Source organism: Burkholderiaceae bacterium DAT-1, assembly GCA_019084025.1.
Lineage (GTDB): Bacteria > Pseudomonadota > Gammaproteobacteria > Burkholderiales > Chitinimonadaceae > DAT-1.
In genome coordinates, this window is record JAHRBI010000002.1 from 406246 (window position 1) to 424357 (window position 18112).

At 54.6% G+C, this 18112-nt stretch carries 16 protein-coding genes; 6 read left to right on the plus strand and 10 right to left on the minus strand.

The features are described from left to right. Window positions 1-49 precede the first annotated feature (49 nt). The 6 genes from KSF73_05040 to KSF73_05065 all read right to left on the minus strand — a co-directional run bounded on the left by KSF73_05040 (window position 50) and on the right by KSF73_05065 (window position 6810). Window positions 50-1363: a DNA cytosine methyltransferase gene (locus KSF73_05040; protein ID MBV1775077.1), complete on the minus strand. Its 1314-nt coding sequence runs from the start codon at window positions 1361-1363 to the stop codon at window positions 50-52. Window positions 1364-1471: 108 nt separating this feature from the next. Further along, complete coding sequence (locus tag KSF73_05045; protein ID MBV1775078.1) at window positions 1472-2335, minus strand: hypothetical protein; 864 nt, start codon at window positions 2333-2335, stop codon at window positions 1472-1474. 40 nt (window positions 2336-2375) lie between these two features. Next, on the minus strand, window positions 2376-3395 hold the full coding sequence (locus KSF73_05050; protein MBV1775079.1) for a TniQ family protein: 1020 nt from the start codon (window positions 3393-3395) through the stop codon (window positions 2376-2378). 1 nt (window position 3396) lies between these two features. After that, window positions 3397-4290 (minus strand): TniB family NTP-binding protein, encoded by an 894-nt coding sequence (locus KSF73_05055; protein MBV1775080.1) that lies wholly within the window; start codon window positions 4288-4290, stop codon window positions 3397-3399. After that, a complete protein-coding gene (locus tag KSF73_05060; GenBank protein ID MBV1775081.1) occupies window positions 4287-6158 on the minus strand; it encodes a DDE-type integrase/transposase/recombinase in 1872 nt (623 codons plus the stop codon). The genes KSF73_05055 and KSF73_05060 overlap by 4 nt, the downstream gene beginning before the upstream one ends. Then, on the minus strand, window positions 6145-6810 hold the full coding sequence (locus tag KSF73_05065) for a TnsA endonuclease N-terminal domain-containing protein (GenBank protein MBV1775082.1): 666 nt from the start codon (window positions 6808-6810) through the stop codon (window positions 6145-6147). Before KSF73_05065 ends, KSF73_05060 begins: the two co-directional genes overlap by 14 nt. 124 nt (window positions 6811-6934) lie before the next feature. Here KSF73_05065 and KSF73_05070 point away from each other — a divergent pair, with 124 nt between their 5' ends. After that, window positions 6935-7150: a hypothetical protein gene (locus tag KSF73_05070; protein ID MBV1775083.1), complete on the plus strand. Its 216-nt coding sequence runs from the start codon at window positions 6935-6937 to the stop codon at window positions 7148-7150. Window positions 7151-7710: 560 nt separating this feature from the next. Here the strand turns inward: KSF73_05070 and KSF73_05075 are convergent. Further along, window positions 7711-8910 (minus strand): aspartate/tyrosine/aromatic aminotransferase, encoded by a 1200-nt coding sequence (locus KSF73_05075; GenBank protein MBV1775084.1) that lies wholly within the window; start codon window positions 8908-8910, stop codon window positions 7711-7713. Window positions 8911-9258: 348 nt separating this feature from the next. Here KSF73_05075 and KSF73_05080 point away from each other — a divergent pair, with 348 nt between their 5' ends. From KSF73_05080 to KSF73_05090, 3 genes are read left to right on the plus strand one after another with little or no spacing between them, the layout of a single operon-like run. Beyond that, entirely contained in the window at window positions 9259-10071 is an 813-nt protein-coding gene (locus KSF73_05080) for an ABC transporter ATP-binding protein (protein ID MBV1775085.1), read from the plus strand. Further along, the gene (locus tag KSF73_05085) at window positions 10068-11639 is read left to right on the plus strand and encodes a hypothetical protein (GenBank protein ID MBV1775086.1); all 1572 of its coding nucleotides are present in this window, start codon (window positions 10068-10070) and stop codon (window positions 11637-11639) included. The genes KSF73_05080 and KSF73_05085 overlap by 4 nt, the downstream gene beginning before the upstream one ends. 46 nt (window positions 11640-11685) lie before the next feature. Next, window positions 11686-12597 carry a pseudouridine synthase gene (locus KSF73_05090; protein MBV1775087.1) on the plus strand — a complete coding sequence of 304 codons (912 nt, stop codon included), beginning with the start codon at window positions 11686-11688 and terminating at the stop codon, window positions 12595-12597. A gap of 89 nt (window positions 12598-12686) precedes the next feature. On the opposite strand, the gene KSF73_05095 is transcribed toward KSF73_05090, so the two are convergent. Together KSF73_05095 and KSF73_05100 are read right to left on the minus strand one after the other, a co-directional pair. After that, window positions 12687-14663 (minus strand): OPT/YSL family transporter, encoded by a 1977-nt coding sequence (locus KSF73_05095; protein MBV1775088.1) that lies wholly within the window; start codon window positions 14661-14663, stop codon window positions 12687-12689. Window positions 14664-14786: 123 nt separating this feature from the next. Beyond that, window positions 14787-15839, minus strand: a complete 1053-nt coding sequence (locus KSF73_05100) for a 2-dehydropantoate 2-reductase (GenBank protein MBV1775089.1) — start codon at window positions 15837-15839, stop codon at window positions 14787-14789. A gap of 67 nt (window positions 15840-15906) precedes the next feature. Here KSF73_05100 and KSF73_05105 point away from each other — a divergent pair, with 67 nt between their 5' ends. Beyond that, window positions 15907-16206: a hypothetical protein gene (locus KSF73_05105; protein ID MBV1775090.1), complete on the plus strand. Its 300-nt coding sequence runs from the start codon at window positions 15907-15909 to the stop codon at window positions 16204-16206. A 75-nt stretch (window positions 16207-16281) separates the two neighbouring features. Beyond that, window positions 16282-16614, plus strand: a complete 333-nt coding sequence (locus tag KSF73_05110; protein ID MBV1775091.1) for a hypothetical protein — start codon at window positions 16282-16284, stop codon at window positions 16612-16614. 9 nt (window positions 16615-16623) lie between these two features. Here KSF73_05110 and KSF73_05115 read toward each other — a convergent pair whose 3' ends face one another. Continuing rightward, window positions 16624-18102, minus strand: a complete 1479-nt coding sequence (locus tag KSF73_05115; GenBank protein MBV1775092.1) for a hypothetical protein — start codon at window positions 18100-18102, stop codon at window positions 16624-16626. Between the last annotated feature and the right edge of the window lie 10 nt (window positions 18103-18112).

Consider the following 18112-nt stretch of genomic DNA (forward strand, 5'->3'; position numbering starts at 1 on the left):
CGGGGAGACTGATATTGGATCTGTTGGATTTTAGTCAGCCGCTCTATTTCTATGCGGAAATGTCGTCTTTGATAATGGTAGTTTGGACTTGAATGTCCAGCAGCGTATCGATGGTCCTCTGAGTTATCATCTCTCCAATTGCTTCTGCCAATAAAGGTGGAACTGCATTGCCAATTTGGGTGTAACGAGGACATTCAAATTTCCGTTGCTTACCACCTGTAGTATATTTACCTTGAAAAGCAAACCAGTCCGGAAATGATTGTAGGCGCGCATTTTCGCGTGCGGTTAGAATGCGAGGTTCATCGTAATGCAATATGTCATCAGGTAAGGTGGTAATTGTTGGGGCTGGAGAGTTTGCAGATAAAACGGTAGTTGCATGTTTTCTTGTTCCGACTTGTTCTCGCTCGGTTTTGGAAAGGCAAATTCCAGGGCGGCATATACGCTGTACATCTAGGAAGTATAGAACCGTACTAGCGCGATGCCTTGCTAGCCGACGACTGTTTGGCGCATTGTTGCCTGCTTCCCTTCGCATGAGTTCCAAATATGGATTCATCTCACTAGGTTGGTTATAGGGAGCTTCATAAAAGCTTCCGATACCTGCATCTTGGTTTTTTACTAACTCTTTTCCCTTAGTCTCCAGATCAGCTATTGCATCCTTGGTTGTTACAAAACGATCTTCGGGAAGATTCTTCTTTTTTAAGAAGATTTTTTTACTTTCGAGAAGACTCTTGTAAAGGTTCTGAGGTGGATATTTAGTGTTTTTTCTTTCGCAAATCATTAAGTAACGATGCCTATTTTGTGGGACACCGAAATCTGCGCAATTTACCAAGCCTGAAGAAACATGGTATCCAAGCTTGCCTAATTTCTTCGCGATATATTTTGCATAAGACGACTTTTCGGAGTCTGCGATAAGGTCTGCTAGGCCCTCTTCATTTTCAAAGCGCATATCAAACCCAGCCACGTTTTCAATCACGATAAAACGTGGCTGAACGAGCCCAACGATAGCCAGATACTGCTCGGTCATTTTGTTTCTTGGGTCTGCAGGGTTTCGGCGTCCGGCTGTCGAAAAGCCCTGGCAGGGCGGGCCACCAACGATCACATCAATGCTGCCTCGTAACTCTTTAAGTTGATCAGCATGTTTGGCTATCATGTCCTCGCATGTCATAGCTTCCTTTGGGAGCCAGGTAGGCCAATCAAACCTGTAATTCGACCCATCGATTAAGTTATGTTGCAATGTCGAGAAAGCAAGTGGACTCTTTTCAATGGCGAAAACCCCTTTAAATCCTGTCTGAAGTAAGCCTAGAGAAAGTCCGCCACATCCGGCAAATAGGTCGATAAATCTCAGCTTCTGTGGTGTGCCCATGAAATGTAAATCCTTCTAAGCATTACGTTTTGCTCGAATTCTGGCACAAATTGCGAATTCTCTCCAGGTGCGCCAACAATCTTTGCAAAAGCTACAACAACCATGTGTTCATCGTTTGCGTTCATATTCTGCTGCGAGCCATTGATGGTAGATTGGACCAAATGACGTTTGCAATTCATCCATTTGGTGCCGGGCCTCGAACACTGGTGCCGGATCTTCCCCAATAAAGCGATAGGCCACGAGCAGTCGAAGAAATTGGCAAGTGCAGATATCTGAGACGAGCCTAACGAGATGCGCAAGATGAATCGCATCGCTATCCGCCTTATGTCTTTCGTCACGCTCAAGAGGCATGGTTACCCCTGCGTAGTCTGCGTGAGCAATATGACTCGACGTCGAGTATCCATAGGCCAACCCACGGAATCCCTCGAAAACTGGGTCCCCAGAGGACGATAGCGACTGAATGAGTCCAGTGAAACCCCATTTTTGTTCCAACGTTTGCCTATAAGTCTTTGGGTATTTGGCTCTTAACTCCGCCGCCTGAGCTTTCGGCATAACTACTTGACGAATAGGTTCCCATTCAATCGCATCGGGGTTGGAAACGGTCGAAAGAAAATCGTATGCCTTTTGGTGATTCTTTATCTGTCCGATTTCGAATAGCTCGCATGCGTACTCCCTATGCCGAGCTGCAAATGTTTCTGGTGCCTGCAGCATGTAGGCAAATTTTAGGGTTGCTTCGAATGTTGACCGTGCTGGCACTTCTGCATCCCATACCTGACCATATGCACAAAGAAGTAAAGTGCTTTCCGAGCTTCGTGCTGCAGCCGAGGCGAGACAGCCGACAGTATGCACGTCTTCATTCTGCCATTGAGCGTACTTAGCGACAGGAGCCATCAGAGGCAAAAAACGTCTCAACAGGTGCAGTGTACGTTCTGAAATGCTCTTTTGAATGTTGAAAATCTCGTCGGCGTGCAATGTTATCGCTCAAAATTTTAATGATACGCGACACAGGGCGCTACTGATGCGATATTTCCAGGAATGCAGTTCTAATATTTTTGGCGAATGTGCGATACCACACGGGTGCTTCCGCGTAATCTCGTAGCAACCAATTGAATCTTAAGGATTTGGCATGCCAAGCCCTTTTCACCCGGCTTGGCCACCTACCCAACAACCACCAAGCAAACCCGACCGCTTGATGCCGCTCAGGTAGCCGGTAACTCTCAACGGGAAACCTGCCCGGCAGTTTTTTGGGTTTAGGCTGCCCGGTTTCCGTGGCAATGAACTCAGCCAGTCTGCCACGTATCCCATCTGACAGAACAAGTTTTGTCATTTGATGCAGAACCGAAAGCTTACTGTAGTCAAACCGCGAGTTGATCGGTGCTCCATTTTCGACGAGCCTCAAGGCTTTTGCCCATGACTGGAACGCGTGTGAACTCCAGTTATGCACCGGCGCTCGCTCACTATCTCGCAGGTCATAGCCACATGACCAGCAAATGCAGAGCGGGTTTGTGCTGTTGAGTTCTGGGTGACCAAGCTCGATGCGGTGAAAAGCGACGCCTTGGCTGCATCGTGGGCATTGATCATGCAGCATGCACTGATGTGTTGGGCAGAATGTAAACGGTGCTACCCGCCAAGCCAGGCGGAAATAGGGTTCAGTATCTTCAGCCAAGCATTGCGGGCAAAACTGTAGTCCGAAGCCCATACGTTTCCGATGGTAAATCTGTAACGGCAATATCCATGGCAATTGCCCGGATGCCTTCTCATGCTCGAAAAGCTTGCCCTTGTATATGTGCAAGGTTGCGGATTCTACGCGGCTCAGCGGCGTTCCCGTTTTCTTGCTCATGGTGTCCAGCAGCCAAGCGGGTGCCAGCCTGTCTATGTCCCGGTTCCAGACTTGGAATTCATTGCCGAAAGAGAGTCGGCAAAAAGTTTGTACCTTCAGGCCGTTGGCATGAGCTAAGCGCACCAACCAGGATGACAAGAGTTCACCACGATAGGGATGGGGATGCGCTGGCCAAAGGTGCATCTCAGTCATGTTACATTGCTCTATCAACCTGGCGTTTACGATCTGTCGGTGATACCCAGCTGACTTTGTCGAGTACGTTTTCGTTAATGCGCTCCTCCTTACTTTCCACCGCCAGGACCGCAGCCTTTGTCAGTAGCTGCGCCAGCTCGCCGATATAGCCTTCGCTCATTGAAAACAAACGATTAGCCAGTTCAGGCGAGTGCAGGTTTGACGCCTTGCGCAACGGCAGCATTCGCTCGAAGCTCACTAGTAAGCGCAGAAAGTCAGTGCCCATCTCCCAGCGAGGCAGCATGGCGGGCTCAAAACGATTGGCCAGTTGTGGATCGGTCTGCAGGGCCCGGAACGCATCTCTGGTACCCACCGCCACAATCGGAACCTGAAGCTCATTTCCCAGAAATTTAAGGACATTCAGGAAGGCGCGTTGCTTGTTCAGGTTACCTGCGAGGACGTGGTGAATTTCGTCGATGACAAGCATTTTGAGTCCCACGTAACGAAGTAGCTTGATGACCTGCAGCTGCTTTTTATCAACCCGATCATTTGGCTTGTACGGGGCAAAAAGCAATTCGAGAATGGCATTGTAAAAGCGACCTTCATCCGGAACTGGCGGTGCCTGAATGTACAAAACGGGCACATGCACACCATCACCATTTGGATTGTCATCAGCTGGGTGCTGGTTGCAAAAACGCTGTATGAGCATGGTTTTGCCATTGTTGGTGTCGCCGACAATGAGCAAGTTGGGCATGCGGTGTGACTTTGGGTAGGTGAGTAACTCGTCCAGCTTGGTCAGTATTTCTTTGGCCTTTGGGTAGCCAATCCAGCGGGGGGACCGAATACGCTCGATGCGGGCAACGTCATCCAGATCTAACAGCTTGATAGCGGACTCTGCGAGGTGTTCCGTATTCATGCCATATCATCCAAGTCATCGAATGGCAGAATGGCCGGTGGGGTCGAACGAGATGGAGCGGTTACCTGGCTTGCTGGTACTGATGATTTGTTTTTTGCTCCCGATCCAAATGTCAGTTTGCGCCGCTGCTCCGCTCTACGGGTGGCTGCCGTCTTGCCTTGTGCGGATCGTTCGATTTCGCGCATTTGCTCGTAAGCTTCAAATATTGCACGCTCATCGACGGATTGACGCCCCTGTGCCTCCAAGCGCTTCTTTGCTTCGCGTAGCTCCCAAATACTAATGACAGGGTGTGAGGTGTCTCGATATGGTATGGCGAAGTACTGCGAAAGCTCTGGATCGTAGAATTGCACTGTACTGAGATCCCGTGGGTCCCGCCGAAACATGAATTTGCGTTTGTATTTGGGTTTCTCTGGATCGCGTGCATTAATCCAGCGCCGCAGTACATCGCTGTAGTAATGGATATCATCAATCACGATGCCGTAGTCCTGAACGGTGCGCTCTTCAAACGGCATCAGATCCAGACGCAATTTCTCTTCATTTTGGATGCGCTCCGGCAAGCCGACGCCTGGTCGATTCTCATCACCAAAAATTCCTCGCTTGTATAGCGCGATCGGCGGCATGCCAATTCCAGAATGCATGCGAAGGTGGTAGATCTTGATGATATATGTGGTCAGCCACTGTTCGAATTCAGACAATGTGAGCGCTGCTTTGCCTTCCGAATCATATTCACCACGCTCTGAAACATTGGAAAAGGTAGTGCCCGGCAAGGACTTGATTTCGGTTGCCAGGGTACCCAGCAGTCGCTCGATGTGGCCACCAAAATGCGGTCTTGCCACCGGTCGCCATTCAATGTCTATTCCATACTGGCGGCAAGCGCGCTCCAGCATTTGTCCTCGGAATTCCTTCGCATTGTCCATATGCAATTTGCGAGGAAGACCGAAACAGGGCCAAATGCCGTCAATACTTCGTTTTGAGAGCCACTGATCCTTTGCCAATATGGCATGGGCCAAACATAGGCCCGTGGATAATGCGCCGGGTGGATCAAAGGATACGTAAAATCCAGCAACCATCCGACTAAAGACGTCGATTGCCAACGTAATCCATGGCCTGCCAATGGGGCGACGATAAACATCATCGACCAGAATGATATCCAACTTGGTGTGGTCAATCTGGATGACGGAATAAGGGCAGTCGGCTCCTGGGAAGCTCCCCTCGACGGGAGAGTACAGGTTTTCTGCCGTCTTGCGTCCTTGTCGTTTTGAAACCGCTACCTCGGATGGAACAGCTTTGATTCGTCCTCTTACCGTATTGGCATGTGGTGGTTCGATGCCTGCAGCCACGCATCGCTGCTTAACTTCGTTGCAGATCCATTGCTTTGATTTTCGTTGTGATGTCAGGTATTCCTTTTGGATGACATCCTGAATGATGGCCTCTATTTCCGCTTGGAGTTTTTGCGTGCCTTTATCTTTCCTTTGCGCTTTAGGAAGCAGTGCTGTCATGATGCCCTGGGCTTCGTAGGCCTTTAACCACGTATAGAGCGTATTGGTATGAACCTTGAACTCATGTGCCCGTGCCTCTACGTCCTTACGGGTGCGCTTGGCCAGATGAAGCAATGGACGGATGATGTCCAATCGCCTCTCCGCTTCCGCCCAATCAGCATCGTCAATCGACAATAGGTCAGGCGAAGGACCAGGGGTTGGTGCTTGCACAGGTTGCAGCTCTGCCAATGTTGAACGGATCAGCTCCTTGGTTTCGAGATCGCGGAGGATTACCTCATCAAAGTCCACCAGTTGAACGATACGATGGCTTCTGCCTGCAAAAAGTACTTCTGCACCTAGAACATAAGTACGTGTTTCAGGGGTTGCCATGCTGCGCACTCCAAATCTTCGAGGTCATCGTCAATTTTTCGGTTAAATCTGCGCAGATTTGCCGTGTACCAATCAAGTGCCAGAGTGCCGGAATCAGATAGGCTTGTTGCCACTCATCCTGGCTGCAGGCGTGCAGCAGCTCTTGCGGGGATGATTGGGTAACCAGATCGAGATGGCCTAAGAGCTGCGATATCACCTCTGGTGTGGGCGGTGTCCGCCGGATAAATGGGAGTAGGAACGTCGCATTATCAAGATAGGGTGAGCGGATTTCCTGTTCGGTAACGATCTTGAACCGCCACCGGTGTTGGCGCGCACGCTTGATTGCCGCTTTGAATTTCGGCTTGAGGATTGGCCAGTCTTTCTTCAAATCGTTACGGTATTTGACCTCGTACAGGACAGTATTGGTTTCATCATCAGTTTGCCGAAACCTGGCCAATACGTCCGGCGTATAACTGCGGGATGTTCCCTGTGAATCTATCCAGTTGATCGTGAGCGGCTGAACTTCGAATGCCAAGACGGCAGGGTTGAACTCAAGCAGCGTGATGAAGTCACGCTCAAGCGTCGATTCATACATGGCCTGGCCTTCTGCCTTTGTATGCGCAGCAATGCCGGTAACGTTGCGATAGTTTTTGGGGACTCTTCGAACGGGCATGGTTGGTCAGCGTATGTGATTGGCTCAAAACGAATGCCGGCGCTGCAAAGATGCAGTTGCAGCCGACCGATCCTACGGCACATACTCTGAGGAGTGGTGATTCAGGCGTCAATAGGTGTTAATGATGAATCAAGCAAAAAGTCAGCCGAACAAGCAGGTTTCCGACCTGTCAGTGGGCGATGTGCCTTTGCCGGAAGTCTTGATGACTGATCACGTCTCACCTGAGAGCAGGTTGCCAGAAATCGACGTGGTTCATGTTCAGCGTGTGCTAAGCGAATTGCGAAAGGGAATGGCAATCCATGGCGATATCATGGAACCAGTTTGGCCAAGCGATACTTGAAATGTCTGACGTGAAGCCGATGCATTGCCATATAAACGATTGCTCCGAATCGTTCTTTAGCCTTGAGCGTCGCGCATCCTGGCAAGACGGGCATCTCGTTCGATATGCCGGTATTCGCGCAGTATTCCTCGTACTGCGCCGACGATTGGGGCGAAGTAGGCGCGGAGGCTGTAGCGAGCTGTCCTTTTGAGGTCTGCCTTCGTGAAATAGCTATGCATCCGTTTTCTCCGTTATGACCTTCCAGATGGAGTGATGATAGCAAGCTCGGCCACGTCGCGGATAGATGGATGCTCCGTGGGCTGACAATCTTTTGATGGAAGCGAATATCGACAGAGATCATCGCCAGTAGCGATGAGCGATGTATAACCTGTGAAATTAGGTCATCCAGTACAGCTGACCGATGTAATTCACAGTGTAAGCACCTTACGTTCAAGACAAGCCCGGCGAGCGCCGAGCTTGTTTACCGCAGCCGAGTAGCAGCCAGTTTATCTTAAGCCGGCACGGATACAACAAAGCCACCTTCACAGGTGGCTTTGTCACATTCAGACCAATCGTCCGGATTACTTCAGCACAGCAGCCACTGCACCTGCCACGCGCTCGACATTGCGGCTGTTCAGCGCGGCTACACAGATGCGACCGGTGGACACAGCGTAGATGCCATGATCCACACGCAGCTTCTCCACTTGATCGGCGGTAAGGCCGGAGTAAGAGAACATGCCGCGCTGTGCCAGCACGAAGGAGAAGTCGCGGTTCGGGACTTGAGCGGCCAGCTGGCTCACCAGTGCCTGACGCATGGACTTGATGCGGTCGCGCATCTCGCCCAGTTCGGTTTCCCATTGTGCGCGCAGTTCGGCGTTGTTCAGCACGGCCGACACCACGGCGCCGCCGTGTGTGGGCGGGTTGGAATAGTTGGTGCGGATCACGCGCTTCAGTTGCGACAGCACGCGGGTGGATTCGTCACGGCTCTGGGTGATGATGCTCAGTGCGCCCACGCGCTCGCCGTACAGCGAGAAGGACTTGGAGAAGGAGCTGGATACGAAAAAGTCCAGACCCGATTCACCGAACAGACGCACCGCCACGCCATCCGCTTCGATGCCATCGGCAAAGCCTTGGTAAGCCATGTCGAGGAATGGAATCAGGCTCTTTTCGCGGCACAGTTCCACCACTTGCTTCCACTGATCCACGGTCAGATCGGCACCGGTCGGGTTGTGGCAGCAGGCATGCAGCACCACGGTGGAGCGGGCGGGCAGGGAGGACAGCGAGTCCACCATACCAGCAAAGTCCAGACCATGCTTGGCTGCATCGTAATAACGGTAGTTCACCACTTTGAAGCCAGCAGCTTCGAACAGGGCGCGGTGGTTTTCCCAGCTCGGATCGGAAATGGCAACGATGCCATTCGGTTCCAGACGCTTGATGAAATCTGCACCAATCTTCAGCGCGCCGGTACCACCCAGGGCTTGCGCGGTCACCACGCGGCCATCCTTGATCAGCGCCGATTCAGCACCGAACAGCAGGTTTTGCACGCCGGTATTGTAAGTGGCGATGCCTTCGATCGGCAGGTAGCCACGTGCAGGCTGGGATTCGAGGCGGGCTTTTTCCGCTGCAACCACTGCGCGCAGCAGCGGCAGTTTGCCTTCGTCAGTGAAGTACACGCCCACGCCCAGATTCACCTTGTCGGTGCGGGTGTCGGCATTAAAAGCTTCATTCAGACCAAGGATGGGATCGCGCGGGGCCAGTTCGACCGAAGCAAACAGCGTCATGGTGAGTTCTCTGATGCGGTGGGGGAAACGACCATTGTAACGCGGTCTGTTCCGCAATGCAGCACGACATATGATTCAAAGCCGATGGACGGGCATGTACTTAGCACTGCCGGACATAATCAGGCTTTATATGCACTAACGTACTGATTTTCTGTGGCGCAGACGTCCGTTCCGCAAACTGAACGCTTCATGCGTTGATTCTTGCAAACTATCCGATTGACCGCGCGTTCCATCCGCCGATTCGCAATACTCCGGCCATATCAAACTGGAGCGGGCTACATCATGCTGACACTGGACAAGGTCACCAAATCATTTGGGCGTCAATTCACTGCCGTCGACTCGGTATCGATGCATCTGCAAGCGGGAGTTGTCGGGCTGATCGGCCACAATGGCGCGGGTAAAACCACATTGATGCAGATGATTGCCACGCTTACCCGTCCCATCAGCGGCACGATACTGTTTAACGGGATCGATATCGTGCGTCATCCCGACGCTATTCGTACACGGCTGGGTTTTCTGCCGCAGGACTTCGGTGTATATCCCAATCTCACTGCACTGGAATTCATGCAATATTTTGCCGCGCTGAAAGGCGTGCGCGATGCCAGGCGAATTCAGCATCTGCTGGAACTGGTGAATCTGCATGCACATGCCAACCGTCAGGCCGCGAGTTTTTCCGGGGGTATGCGGCGGCGACTGGGGATTGCGCAGGCGCTGCTCAATGATCCGGATGTGCTGATTGTCGACGAACCCACGGCCGGTCTCGATCCGGAAGAGCGTCTGCGTTTTCGCAATCTACTGGGGGAGCTGGGGCAGGACAAGCTGGTGATCCTGTCTACCCATATCGTGTCCGACGTGGAAAGCGTGGCGAGCCAGTTGGCCATCATGCGGCAGGGCAGGCTGGTGGCGTTCGAGACGCCGGATGCGATGCTGGCGCGTGCACGCGATGCGGTGTGGAGCGCGCGCATGTTGCCCGAACAACTAGAGCTGCTGCGCCAGTCTGTCAATGTCCTGCAAGCGGTACGTCAAGGGTCGCATTATCAGGTGCGAATCGCCAGCGTGGGCCAGCCTTGTGCTGACGCCATCCCCGCCGAGCCGAGTCTGGAAGAAGCCTTGATGTCGCAGCGCTATGCCCTGCATCAACCGGATGAGGTGGCCGCATGATCCGCGATCTGTTTTCCACGATTTACCGCATCGCCCTAACAGAATCCAAGGTGCGCGCGCGCCGGATTGGTAGCCTGATGGTGATTCTGGCGGGTGCAGCCATTGTCTGGGCGATGATTCCCGATCCGGCGAGCGGCACGGCCTTGCTGGTGGTTAAAGCGGCGCGTGCGAAATACTCCAGCATGACGCTGGCACTGGGTGCTGCTACTCTGATCGGGCTGTTATTTAGTCTGGCCGGATTCTATCTGGTGCGTGGCCGGGTCGCCGACGATATCCGCACCCGCATGGGCAGCGTGATAGCAGCGACGCCCGTCAGTAATACGGGATTTTTGATTGGCCGCTGGCTGGGGAATGTACTCTTTCTGTCGGCGCTGGCGCTGAGCTGCATGGCCACCACGCTGGTGCTGCATATCATGCGCGGCGAAGCGCCGATTGAAATGACGACCTATCTGTCGATCTGGGGGCTGATGATCGGGCCACTGATACTGTTTACGGCATGCATGGCACTACTGTTTGACAGTGTGCCGCGCCTGATGGGCAAGCTGGGGGATGTGCTGTGGTTTTTTGTGTGGATCTGGATGGTGGCGCAGATCGACGAAAATTTACCCACGTTGATTGGCGGCTGGTTGCCACGCGACTGGATAGATTTTCCGGGATTTAGACTCATTGGACGGGAAATCGCCGGGTTGGTGGGACATCATCATTTTGCACTGGGCATTTCGGACTTCGATGCATCCCTGCCGCTGCTGGACTGGACTCACCATACCTGGGCGTGGAGTGTCATCTGTGAGCGCTTGATTTCTGCGGGTTTGGCCTTGCTGCCGCTCCCCTTGGCCATTGTGCTGTTCCACCGATTTTCACCAGACCGTGTGAAAGCCAAGCACGCAGCGCGGCGCCGCTCGCCGCTGGCCGTGCTGAATGCAATGACTGCGCCGCTTGCTAGATTCGTTCGGCCGTTACTGGCGCTGTCTACCCGCTTGCCGGGGCGGGCAGGTCAGACACTCGCCGATGTCTCGCTCACGCTCATGCTTTTCCCGCTGGGGCTGGTGGCACTGATTGGCTGTAATCTGGCGGGCGCGCTGAGTCCTGCGTCTGCAATCGGTGCGGTCGTGCTGGTGGCAGGTGCATGCTGGGGTGTGCTGATTGCTGATCTATCGGTGCGCGATCATCAGGCGGATCTGGGGGCGATGACCGCGGCTGTACCCGGCGGGCAGCTGTCGGGCATGGTGCGCCAGATGATGGCGGCTGTATTGCTGGCTGTGGCGATGAATGCGGTCGTGCTGCTGAAGTGGCTGGTGCTCGATCCGGGTAGAGCGGGGATGTTGCTGGCCGGTATACTCGGGTTGAGCGGGCTGATGCTGATGTTTGGTCGCCTTACCCGTACCTCGCGGCTCTTCCTCGGACTCTTTCTGTTCTGGGTGTACATTGCCAGCAATGCCCCCAGAGTCGCCGAAATTGACTTTCTGGCCGTCAATGGCGCAGCCAATGTCCAGACTGCGATCACGGGTTTGATGGCTGCTGTGCTATCACTGGCAATCGCAATCGGGTGGGTGCGTTCACGCCAATAAGTATGTGCTAAGCGGGCATGCAATAATGGCGTTTTCGTTGTCCTGCATGCTCGTGTCCAAGTCTGATTTTTCCCCTGCTGATTTCACCCGCGATGGACTCACGCCAAGTGTGGTCTGGCTGCCAGCGCGCGGCCCGGCCACCTTGCTGGATTTTCTGGATGCGCGTTTTGCGGCGCTGGGGCGCGAGGTGTGGGCGGCGCGTTTGCGTGATGGGGATGTGCTGGATCAGACTGGACAGACACTGGGCGTAGAGACTGCATTTCTGCCCAATCAACCTGTCTATTATTTCCGCGAGCCTGCGTTCGAGCCGCCGATTCCCTTTGATTACCAGTTGCGCTTCGAGGACGACTATCTGCTGGTGGTCGACAAGCCGCATTTTCTGCCGTGTATTCCATCTGGCCGCTACGCCCGTGAAACCCTGATGGCGCGGCTGCGCAGGGATTTTGACGAGCCCGGCCTGCAATTGCTGCACCGTCTGGATCGCGATACGGCGGGTGTGATCGTGGTGTCGCGTCGTCCCGAGGATCGCAATGCCTACTCGGCGCTGTTCCGGAGTCGCGAAGTACACAAAGTGTATGAAGCTGTTGCGCCTGCCTTGCCCAATGTGACCTTTCCGTTGATCAGGCGCAGTCGCATCATCGAGGCCGAGCAGTTTTTTCTGAGTGAAGAGGTAGCGGGCGAGCCCAATGCCGAATCGCTGATCGAGGTACTGGATACCCGCGATGGCCGTGCGCTGTATCGTCTCACACCCAGTAGTGGCAAAAAGCATCAATTGCGGGTGCATATGATGGCCATTGGCGCACCCATCGAAAACGATGCGCTCTATCCTGTGCCGCATCCCGCTGGCGAGGAAGACTACAGCCGCCCGCTACAGTTACTGGCGCGCTCGATTGCGTTTATTGATCCAGTGACGGGGGAGTCGCGCACATTTGCATCCGGGCTGAATCTGAACTGGTAGGTCTCGATTTCGCAGCTAAACACATCGAATGGGTAAGAAAAATGGCCGGTGCATTACTGCAACGGCCATTTTAATAGGTGAAAGTCTGTTTACCCGATAATCACCCGAGCGCCCGCATTGGCAATCCCTACCAGCGCGCCGCCGGCAATCAGACCTGCGCAGATGGGCTCCACCCCCTCGCTCCAGATGGTATGACCACGGGTGCCAAGTGATTGTTTACGGCCCATCCACCAGAAGAACAGGGAGCCCAGGAACATCAGCAGCACGCTATCCGGTGGCAGTACCACGCCCAGGCCAATGGAGACGGAATTGAGCGGGAATTTGCCGTTGGTACGGATACGCAGTACTTCTACCACGATGGCAATCAGTGCGCCGAAGGCCATGGCAATCATGGCGCTCAGCGGCAGCGTACTCATGCCATTGGCGATCAGGTCGGATACACCCTTCCACTGCAGTACCTTCGGCATCGGGAAGTGATCGGAGATGATCGTGCTGGTGTGGCGGACACCATCGGCATCAGCAGGCAGGAACAGCAGGAAAAACAGCGGCACGGTGGACAGGGTGCCGGCCAGAATCCCGATGATATGGCTCCATGCCTGCAGGCGCGGTTTGGCACCGAGGATATTGCCGGATTTGATGTCGGAGAGCAGGTGCGATGCGTTCGACGTCACTTCGGCGGACAGCGCCCCGCACACCAGATTGCTGGCCGGGTTGGTACGATCCAGTGCGCCGATGCTGAACTGGGTAATTTTGGACAGCGCGGTGGTGGGCATCCACGACGTCAACGCCATGGCATTGATGCTGATGAGTGCCAGTACCACAATCAGCGGCAGCGACAGGAAACCCAGCCACCACGATACACCAAAAAAGGCGTGGTTCATCCATACGCCGACGACGGCCAGAACCGGTACGCCCACCCAGCTCAGCCACAGCGGGACTTCGATGTCTTTCAGCACATCGGTGCGAGCGCTTTGCGCAGGCTTCTTGCGGAAAATATTCAACATGCCCTTGAAGAGTTCGGGCTTGGCCAACAAGCCGACAATCGCGCCGACCACCATGAGGCTGACACCCCACCACAGCGACCACTGATTGAGAATCTCGATGCGACTGATAGGCGTGACTTTGCCCGAAGGTGATGTGCGCGCAACGATGTCGCCAATCTGGATCATCCAGGGCGCGAGCAGCACGTAGTTGACCACGGCGCCGATCAACAGGCTCAAGGTAATGCGCCAGCCAATCAGACCCCCTACGCCAAACAGTGCCAGATCGACCGATACCCGCAGACCCAGTTGCCGGAAGTCCGTGCCGAGAATCTTGGGAATCCACCATTCGTATTTGGCTGCTGCCAGATAATAGTAATCATCCAGACGTTCGCGCAGATGAATCACCTCGGTCAGGCCAGCCCAGCGATCCAGCATCAGCAGCTTGAACTGCACGATCTTCATCAGCGCATCGCTGCACAGGAACTGGATGCCGGCGGACAGCAGCCCTGCACGCACCAGAATCTTGCTATGAATATCTCCCGTAGCAGCATCGCCCTGATACAGCGAATGCAGTACCACCCCGCAGGCGCGGCCTTCGGGGAAGGGAAGCTGCTCTTCGTTGATAAATCGGCGCTTGAGCGGGAAGGCAATCAGTACGCCCAGGAGCGAGGTGGTGACTGTCCAGATGATCATCTGCCAGGCCGGGATGATGGTATCGGTGACGATCATGTAGGCAGACAGACTGGAGGTCAGCGGCAGCACCATATAGCCCGCAGCCAGCGAGACAGACTGCGCACAGTTGTTTTCCAGCATGGTCAGGTCGCGGGTGATGCCTGCCTGATTCAGCGCACGGAACAGCGAGAAGGCCAGCAAGGTAGCCGTCAGGCCTGCACCGATGATCACGCCCGCCTTGGCATCGATATACAGCGCCACGCCTGAGAGGATTGCGCCAAACATGAAGCCGGTCAGCGCTGCACGCCAGGTGAGCTGGGGCATGTCGCCACGGTAGACGTTTTCCAGCCACCAGCGGTCTTTCTGTTCACGACTCCAGTCGCGGATTTGTTCATCTGTGAGGTGCTGCACGCCATGCTCCAGTATGTGTAACGATTTGCCTGTTTCAGGCGCGCGATTGTGCCACAGGCGAGTACCGAGGCTGTCGCCTACAGATTGATTTGTGTGAACTTTACACTCACAACACGGTGCGCTTCAGGATCGGCACGCCAGCAAATGGGCGAATTCGCCCAGATTGGCCATCACGGGTGACATCTGACCCGCTTCGATCTGATGTACGATTTTGACCACATGGTCGTTAAATGGCGTGGGCACACCGAATTGCCTGCCGTAGGCGCTCACCATGCCATTGATGGAATCGACTTCGGTGAGACGGCCTTTTTCCAGATCCTGCAGCATGCTGGCCTTGAGCGAGCGATGTTTGCGGATCGCGAAGGGAATCAGCTGGAAAGACAGCCACTGCTTGATCGGGCCGTGGTAGTCGAACAGTTTGGCAATATCCTTGCCCTGTATGGGTTGTGGCTGAATATGAGCCGCACGGGCGACGTCCAGACATTCTTTCATAATGGCTTGCGCGCAGCGACGGGCGATTTTGTTGTCCGCAACTTCGCCGAAGGTGGCGCCCAGCACGGCAGACATACCGCTGAAACTGCAGTTCACCAGCAGCTTGGACCAGCGTGCACCGCGAAAATCATGCTCGATCTCCACTTCGCCCATGTATTGCAGCACATCTCGAATGGCATTCAAGGTGGTTGTTTGCCCATCCGCTATTGCGCCGATACTGAACGATACATGCGCCGGATCAGAGGTGAGTTCGGCCTTGCCACCGCCCAGTAGCGTCGCCCCCCAGGAGACCGCGCAGCCAAACGTGCGTTCTGCGCCCAGTATCTCGGCGATGGCCGCTTCCGGGAATCCATTCTGCAAGGTGCACAGTACACCGGCTTGACCCAGTAACGGCGCAATCGTTGGGATGATACGTGGATTATCGAGCTGTTTGGTGAGCAGGAAGATCAAGTCAAACTCGCCTGTCATCTCGTCGGGCAGGCACGCTTTGACTGGCACCGTCATGTTCACGGTGCCCCTGATCTGCGCACCCTGCGCGCGCAGGCCTTCAACATGCGCCGTATTGCGGTTAACCAGCAGCACATCCAGCCCGGCTTGAGCTAGATAAGCCCCTAAGACCGTTCCAAGGGAACCTGCGCCGTAGATGGCGATTTTAAAATGACGCGCTGAAGCTGATTGATCCATGGAAATGTCTACAGAAGTACAGGTTGAGATGTGCTAGCCTGCGGCCAGATCGTTTGGGCCACTCGCAATGAATGAAAAGTACTTTGTCATCCTGAATGCGTTTCGTCCATGGAAAATAACGGACGCCGCGTTTCTGCAACAACTGGCAAAGCAGTCCCCTGCTTGGGTCGCATGTACTGGGACATTTGCCCGAGAATGGGAGGATGCAATGGATGATGCGCTGCTTGAGACATTTGAAGCACCTTTGACAGTGACTTCAGCGCACCCAAATGAAACGTTAGATGACGTTCGTGACTTCGCAGTGGTATGGTGCCGCACCAATCATTTGCCACCGCTGATACGTGTGGAAGATATTACCGAGGCCTGATTAAACGGCCCATTTAAAGGAGCCCCCATGCTGAGCGCCATCCGTTCTTTTCGCTGGAAACGCTGGTTGTCGATTATGATTGCGACCCTTGTGGCTCTGGCCGCCGCCTGGACGTGGCTGACGCTGCACTGGAGCTATTCCAATGGCGATCGTGCAGGCTATGTGCAGAAGCTGTCGCGCAAGGGCTGGGTGTGCAAGACCTGGGAAGGCGAGCTAGCAATGGTCAATGTGCCGGGATCGCTCACCGAAAAGTTCTTCTTTACCGTGCCCGATGATGCGCTGGCTCAGCGTATCAACGCCAATCTCGGCAAGCGCATGTCGCTGCAGTATGAACAGCATCTGGGCGTACCGAGTACCTGTTTTGGCGAGTCGGAGTATTTTGTGACTGATTTCAAGGTGGTGGAGTAATCGCCCGGATCATTTCAGACGCAGCCACTTCTCAAAGACTGGCATATTCTGCATCAAGGTATTGATCAGGCCTTTGAGTCCGCCATCCTTGATATCGGCCAGATGGGTGCGCTGCACGATATCTGGCCGGATGCCAACTGACTGGATGGCAAACGGGCGAATGCGGCTAGGGGCAAATTGATCCTGACTGACCAGATCGACCAGTTCGCGCTCATTCATGTCGCCCGCGTTAAGTGTGCTGCCCTGTTCGAATACCGTAAAATTTTCGCTGGTCAGCACACGGTAGCCATGCTCGGGCAGAGTAATGCCTTGCGAGGCAGCATCCCGTCCACCACCTGCGCCAATCGTGCGTTCGCCCACGATCAGCGCGCCTGCGCTCCATAGCCAGGCTGCCATTAATTCACCACTGGAACGTGTACCGGCATCGACCCAGACGATGATTTTCGGCTTGCCGTCGATATGGCCGCAGCTGGGGTCAGAGGGCTGTTCGATGATCTGGAGGGTGCCGGTAGTGTCACTCCGGCGAACATCCAGACTGCGCGGTAGCGGGGTTGGACTAATCGCTTCTGCCAGTAAGCGGGCTTCACGCCCGAATCCACCAAAATTACCGCGTAAGTCGACCACCAGCAATTCACGCTGCTTTGAATTGCGGTTGTAGCGTGCGATGTGGTTTTGTACCACAGCGCAGAAGCCCGCCAGCATGGCTTCCTCATCCGCTTTGCCTGCATCGGACGCGGCATCGGCCGCCTGAATAAACTCCGGATCAAATTGCGGGGCAAATGCGCCAAAGCGGATCGTCGCAAATCCGTACTGGCCAATTTTGAATGTAGGCGGCAAGTCCGGCTGATTGGCAGCTTCGGCGATGCGGCGCGCGAAATGCTTGTCCGCTTGCTGATAAGGCAGGACTACCGTACGGACTGCGCCATCGCCTCCTCGAACGGTGAGGGTGACCGTTTGGCCAAGCCCATACACCTCATGCTGCAATCGCGAACCCAAAGCCAGCTGCAATCCTGCTTCAGCCATCCTTGCGCGCTGATTGCCGCCAAACGTGCGTTCGGCCATGCGCGGCAACCATTCCGTGCTATCCACTCCATCAATTGTCAGGACGGTTTCATCTGGAACAAGGGTCGTGATTGCCGGATCGACGATCCGCCAGACCATCAGGCCGCCACCGGTCGAGGTGCGGAACAGCACACCCAGTGTTTCGGTGGTACTACCCGCAACGGCAATCGATACATGCTGATCTTTCAGCCCGGCCAGCGCGGCGGTCAGATCCGACGGGGTGTCGAGTGCAATTGCATCCTTGCTGCGCCATAGCGCATCGCCACCCTGCGTATCGTCAGGAAAGGCTTGCCGGTAACGATCCACATACAGGAGCGAAGGGTAGGCGGTCTGTACGTACTGGCGCAGGCGGTCGATGTCGGAGATGGGGGCAGCATAGGCTGCCGATGCAATCATGAAAAATGCTGCATACCTTCGAATGTTCATGAACTGTCAG

Excerpts from the sequence above, each read along its gene's own strand:
- KSF73_05040 (MBV1775077.1), bottom strand. The coding sequence starts at position 1,363 with ATGGGCACACCACAGAAGCTGAGATTTATCGACCTATTTGCCGGATGT.
- KSF73_05050 (MBV1775079.1), bottom strand. The coding sequence starts at position 3,395 with ATGACTGAGATGCACCTTTGGCCAGCGCATCCCCATCCCTATCGTGGT.
- KSF73_05055 (MBV1775080.1), bottom strand. The coding sequence starts at position 4,290 with ATGAATACGGAACACCTCGCAGAGTCCGCTATCAAGCTGTTAGATCTG.
- KSF73_05060 (MBV1775081.1), bottom strand. The coding sequence starts at position 6,158 with ATGGCAACCCCTGAAACACGTACTTATGTTCTAGGTGCAGAAGTACTT.
- KSF73_05065 (MBV1775082.1), bottom strand. The coding sequence starts at position 6,810 with ATGCCCGTTCGAAGAGTCCCCAAAAACTATCGCAACGTTACCGGCATT.
- KSF73_05070 (MBV1775083.1), top strand. The coding sequence starts at position 6,935 with ATGAATCAAGCAAAAAGTCAGCCGAACAAGCAGGTTTCCGACCTGTCA.
- KSF73_05075 (MBV1775084.1), bottom strand. The coding sequence starts at position 8,910 with ATGACGCTGTTTGCTTCGGTCGAACTGGCCCCGCGCGATCCCATCCTT.
- KSF73_05080 (MBV1775085.1), top strand. The coding sequence starts at position 9,259 with ATGCATCTGCAAGCGGGAGTTGTCGGGCTGATCGGCCACAATGGCGCG.
- KSF73_05085 (MBV1775086.1), top strand. The coding sequence starts at position 10,068 with ATGATCCGCGATCTGTTTTCCACGATTTACCGCATCGCCCTAACAGAA.
- KSF73_05090 (MBV1775087.1), top strand. The coding sequence starts at position 11,686 with ATGCTCGTGTCCAAGTCTGATTTTTCCCCTGCTGATTTCACCCGCGAT.
- KSF73_05100 (MBV1775089.1), bottom strand. The coding sequence starts at position 15,839 with ATGGATCAATCAGCTTCAGCGCGTCATTTTAAAATCGCCATCTACGGC.
- KSF73_05105 (MBV1775090.1), top strand. The coding sequence starts at position 15,907 with ATGAATGAAAAGTACTTTGTCATCCTGAATGCGTTTCGTCCATGGAAA.
- KSF73_05110 (MBV1775091.1), top strand. The coding sequence starts at position 16,282 with ATGATTGCGACCCTTGTGGCTCTGGCCGCCGCCTGGACGTGGCTGACG.
- KSF73_05115 (MBV1775092.1), bottom strand. The coding sequence starts at position 18,102 with ATGAACATTCGAAGGTATGCAGCATTTTTCATGATTGCATCGGCAGCC.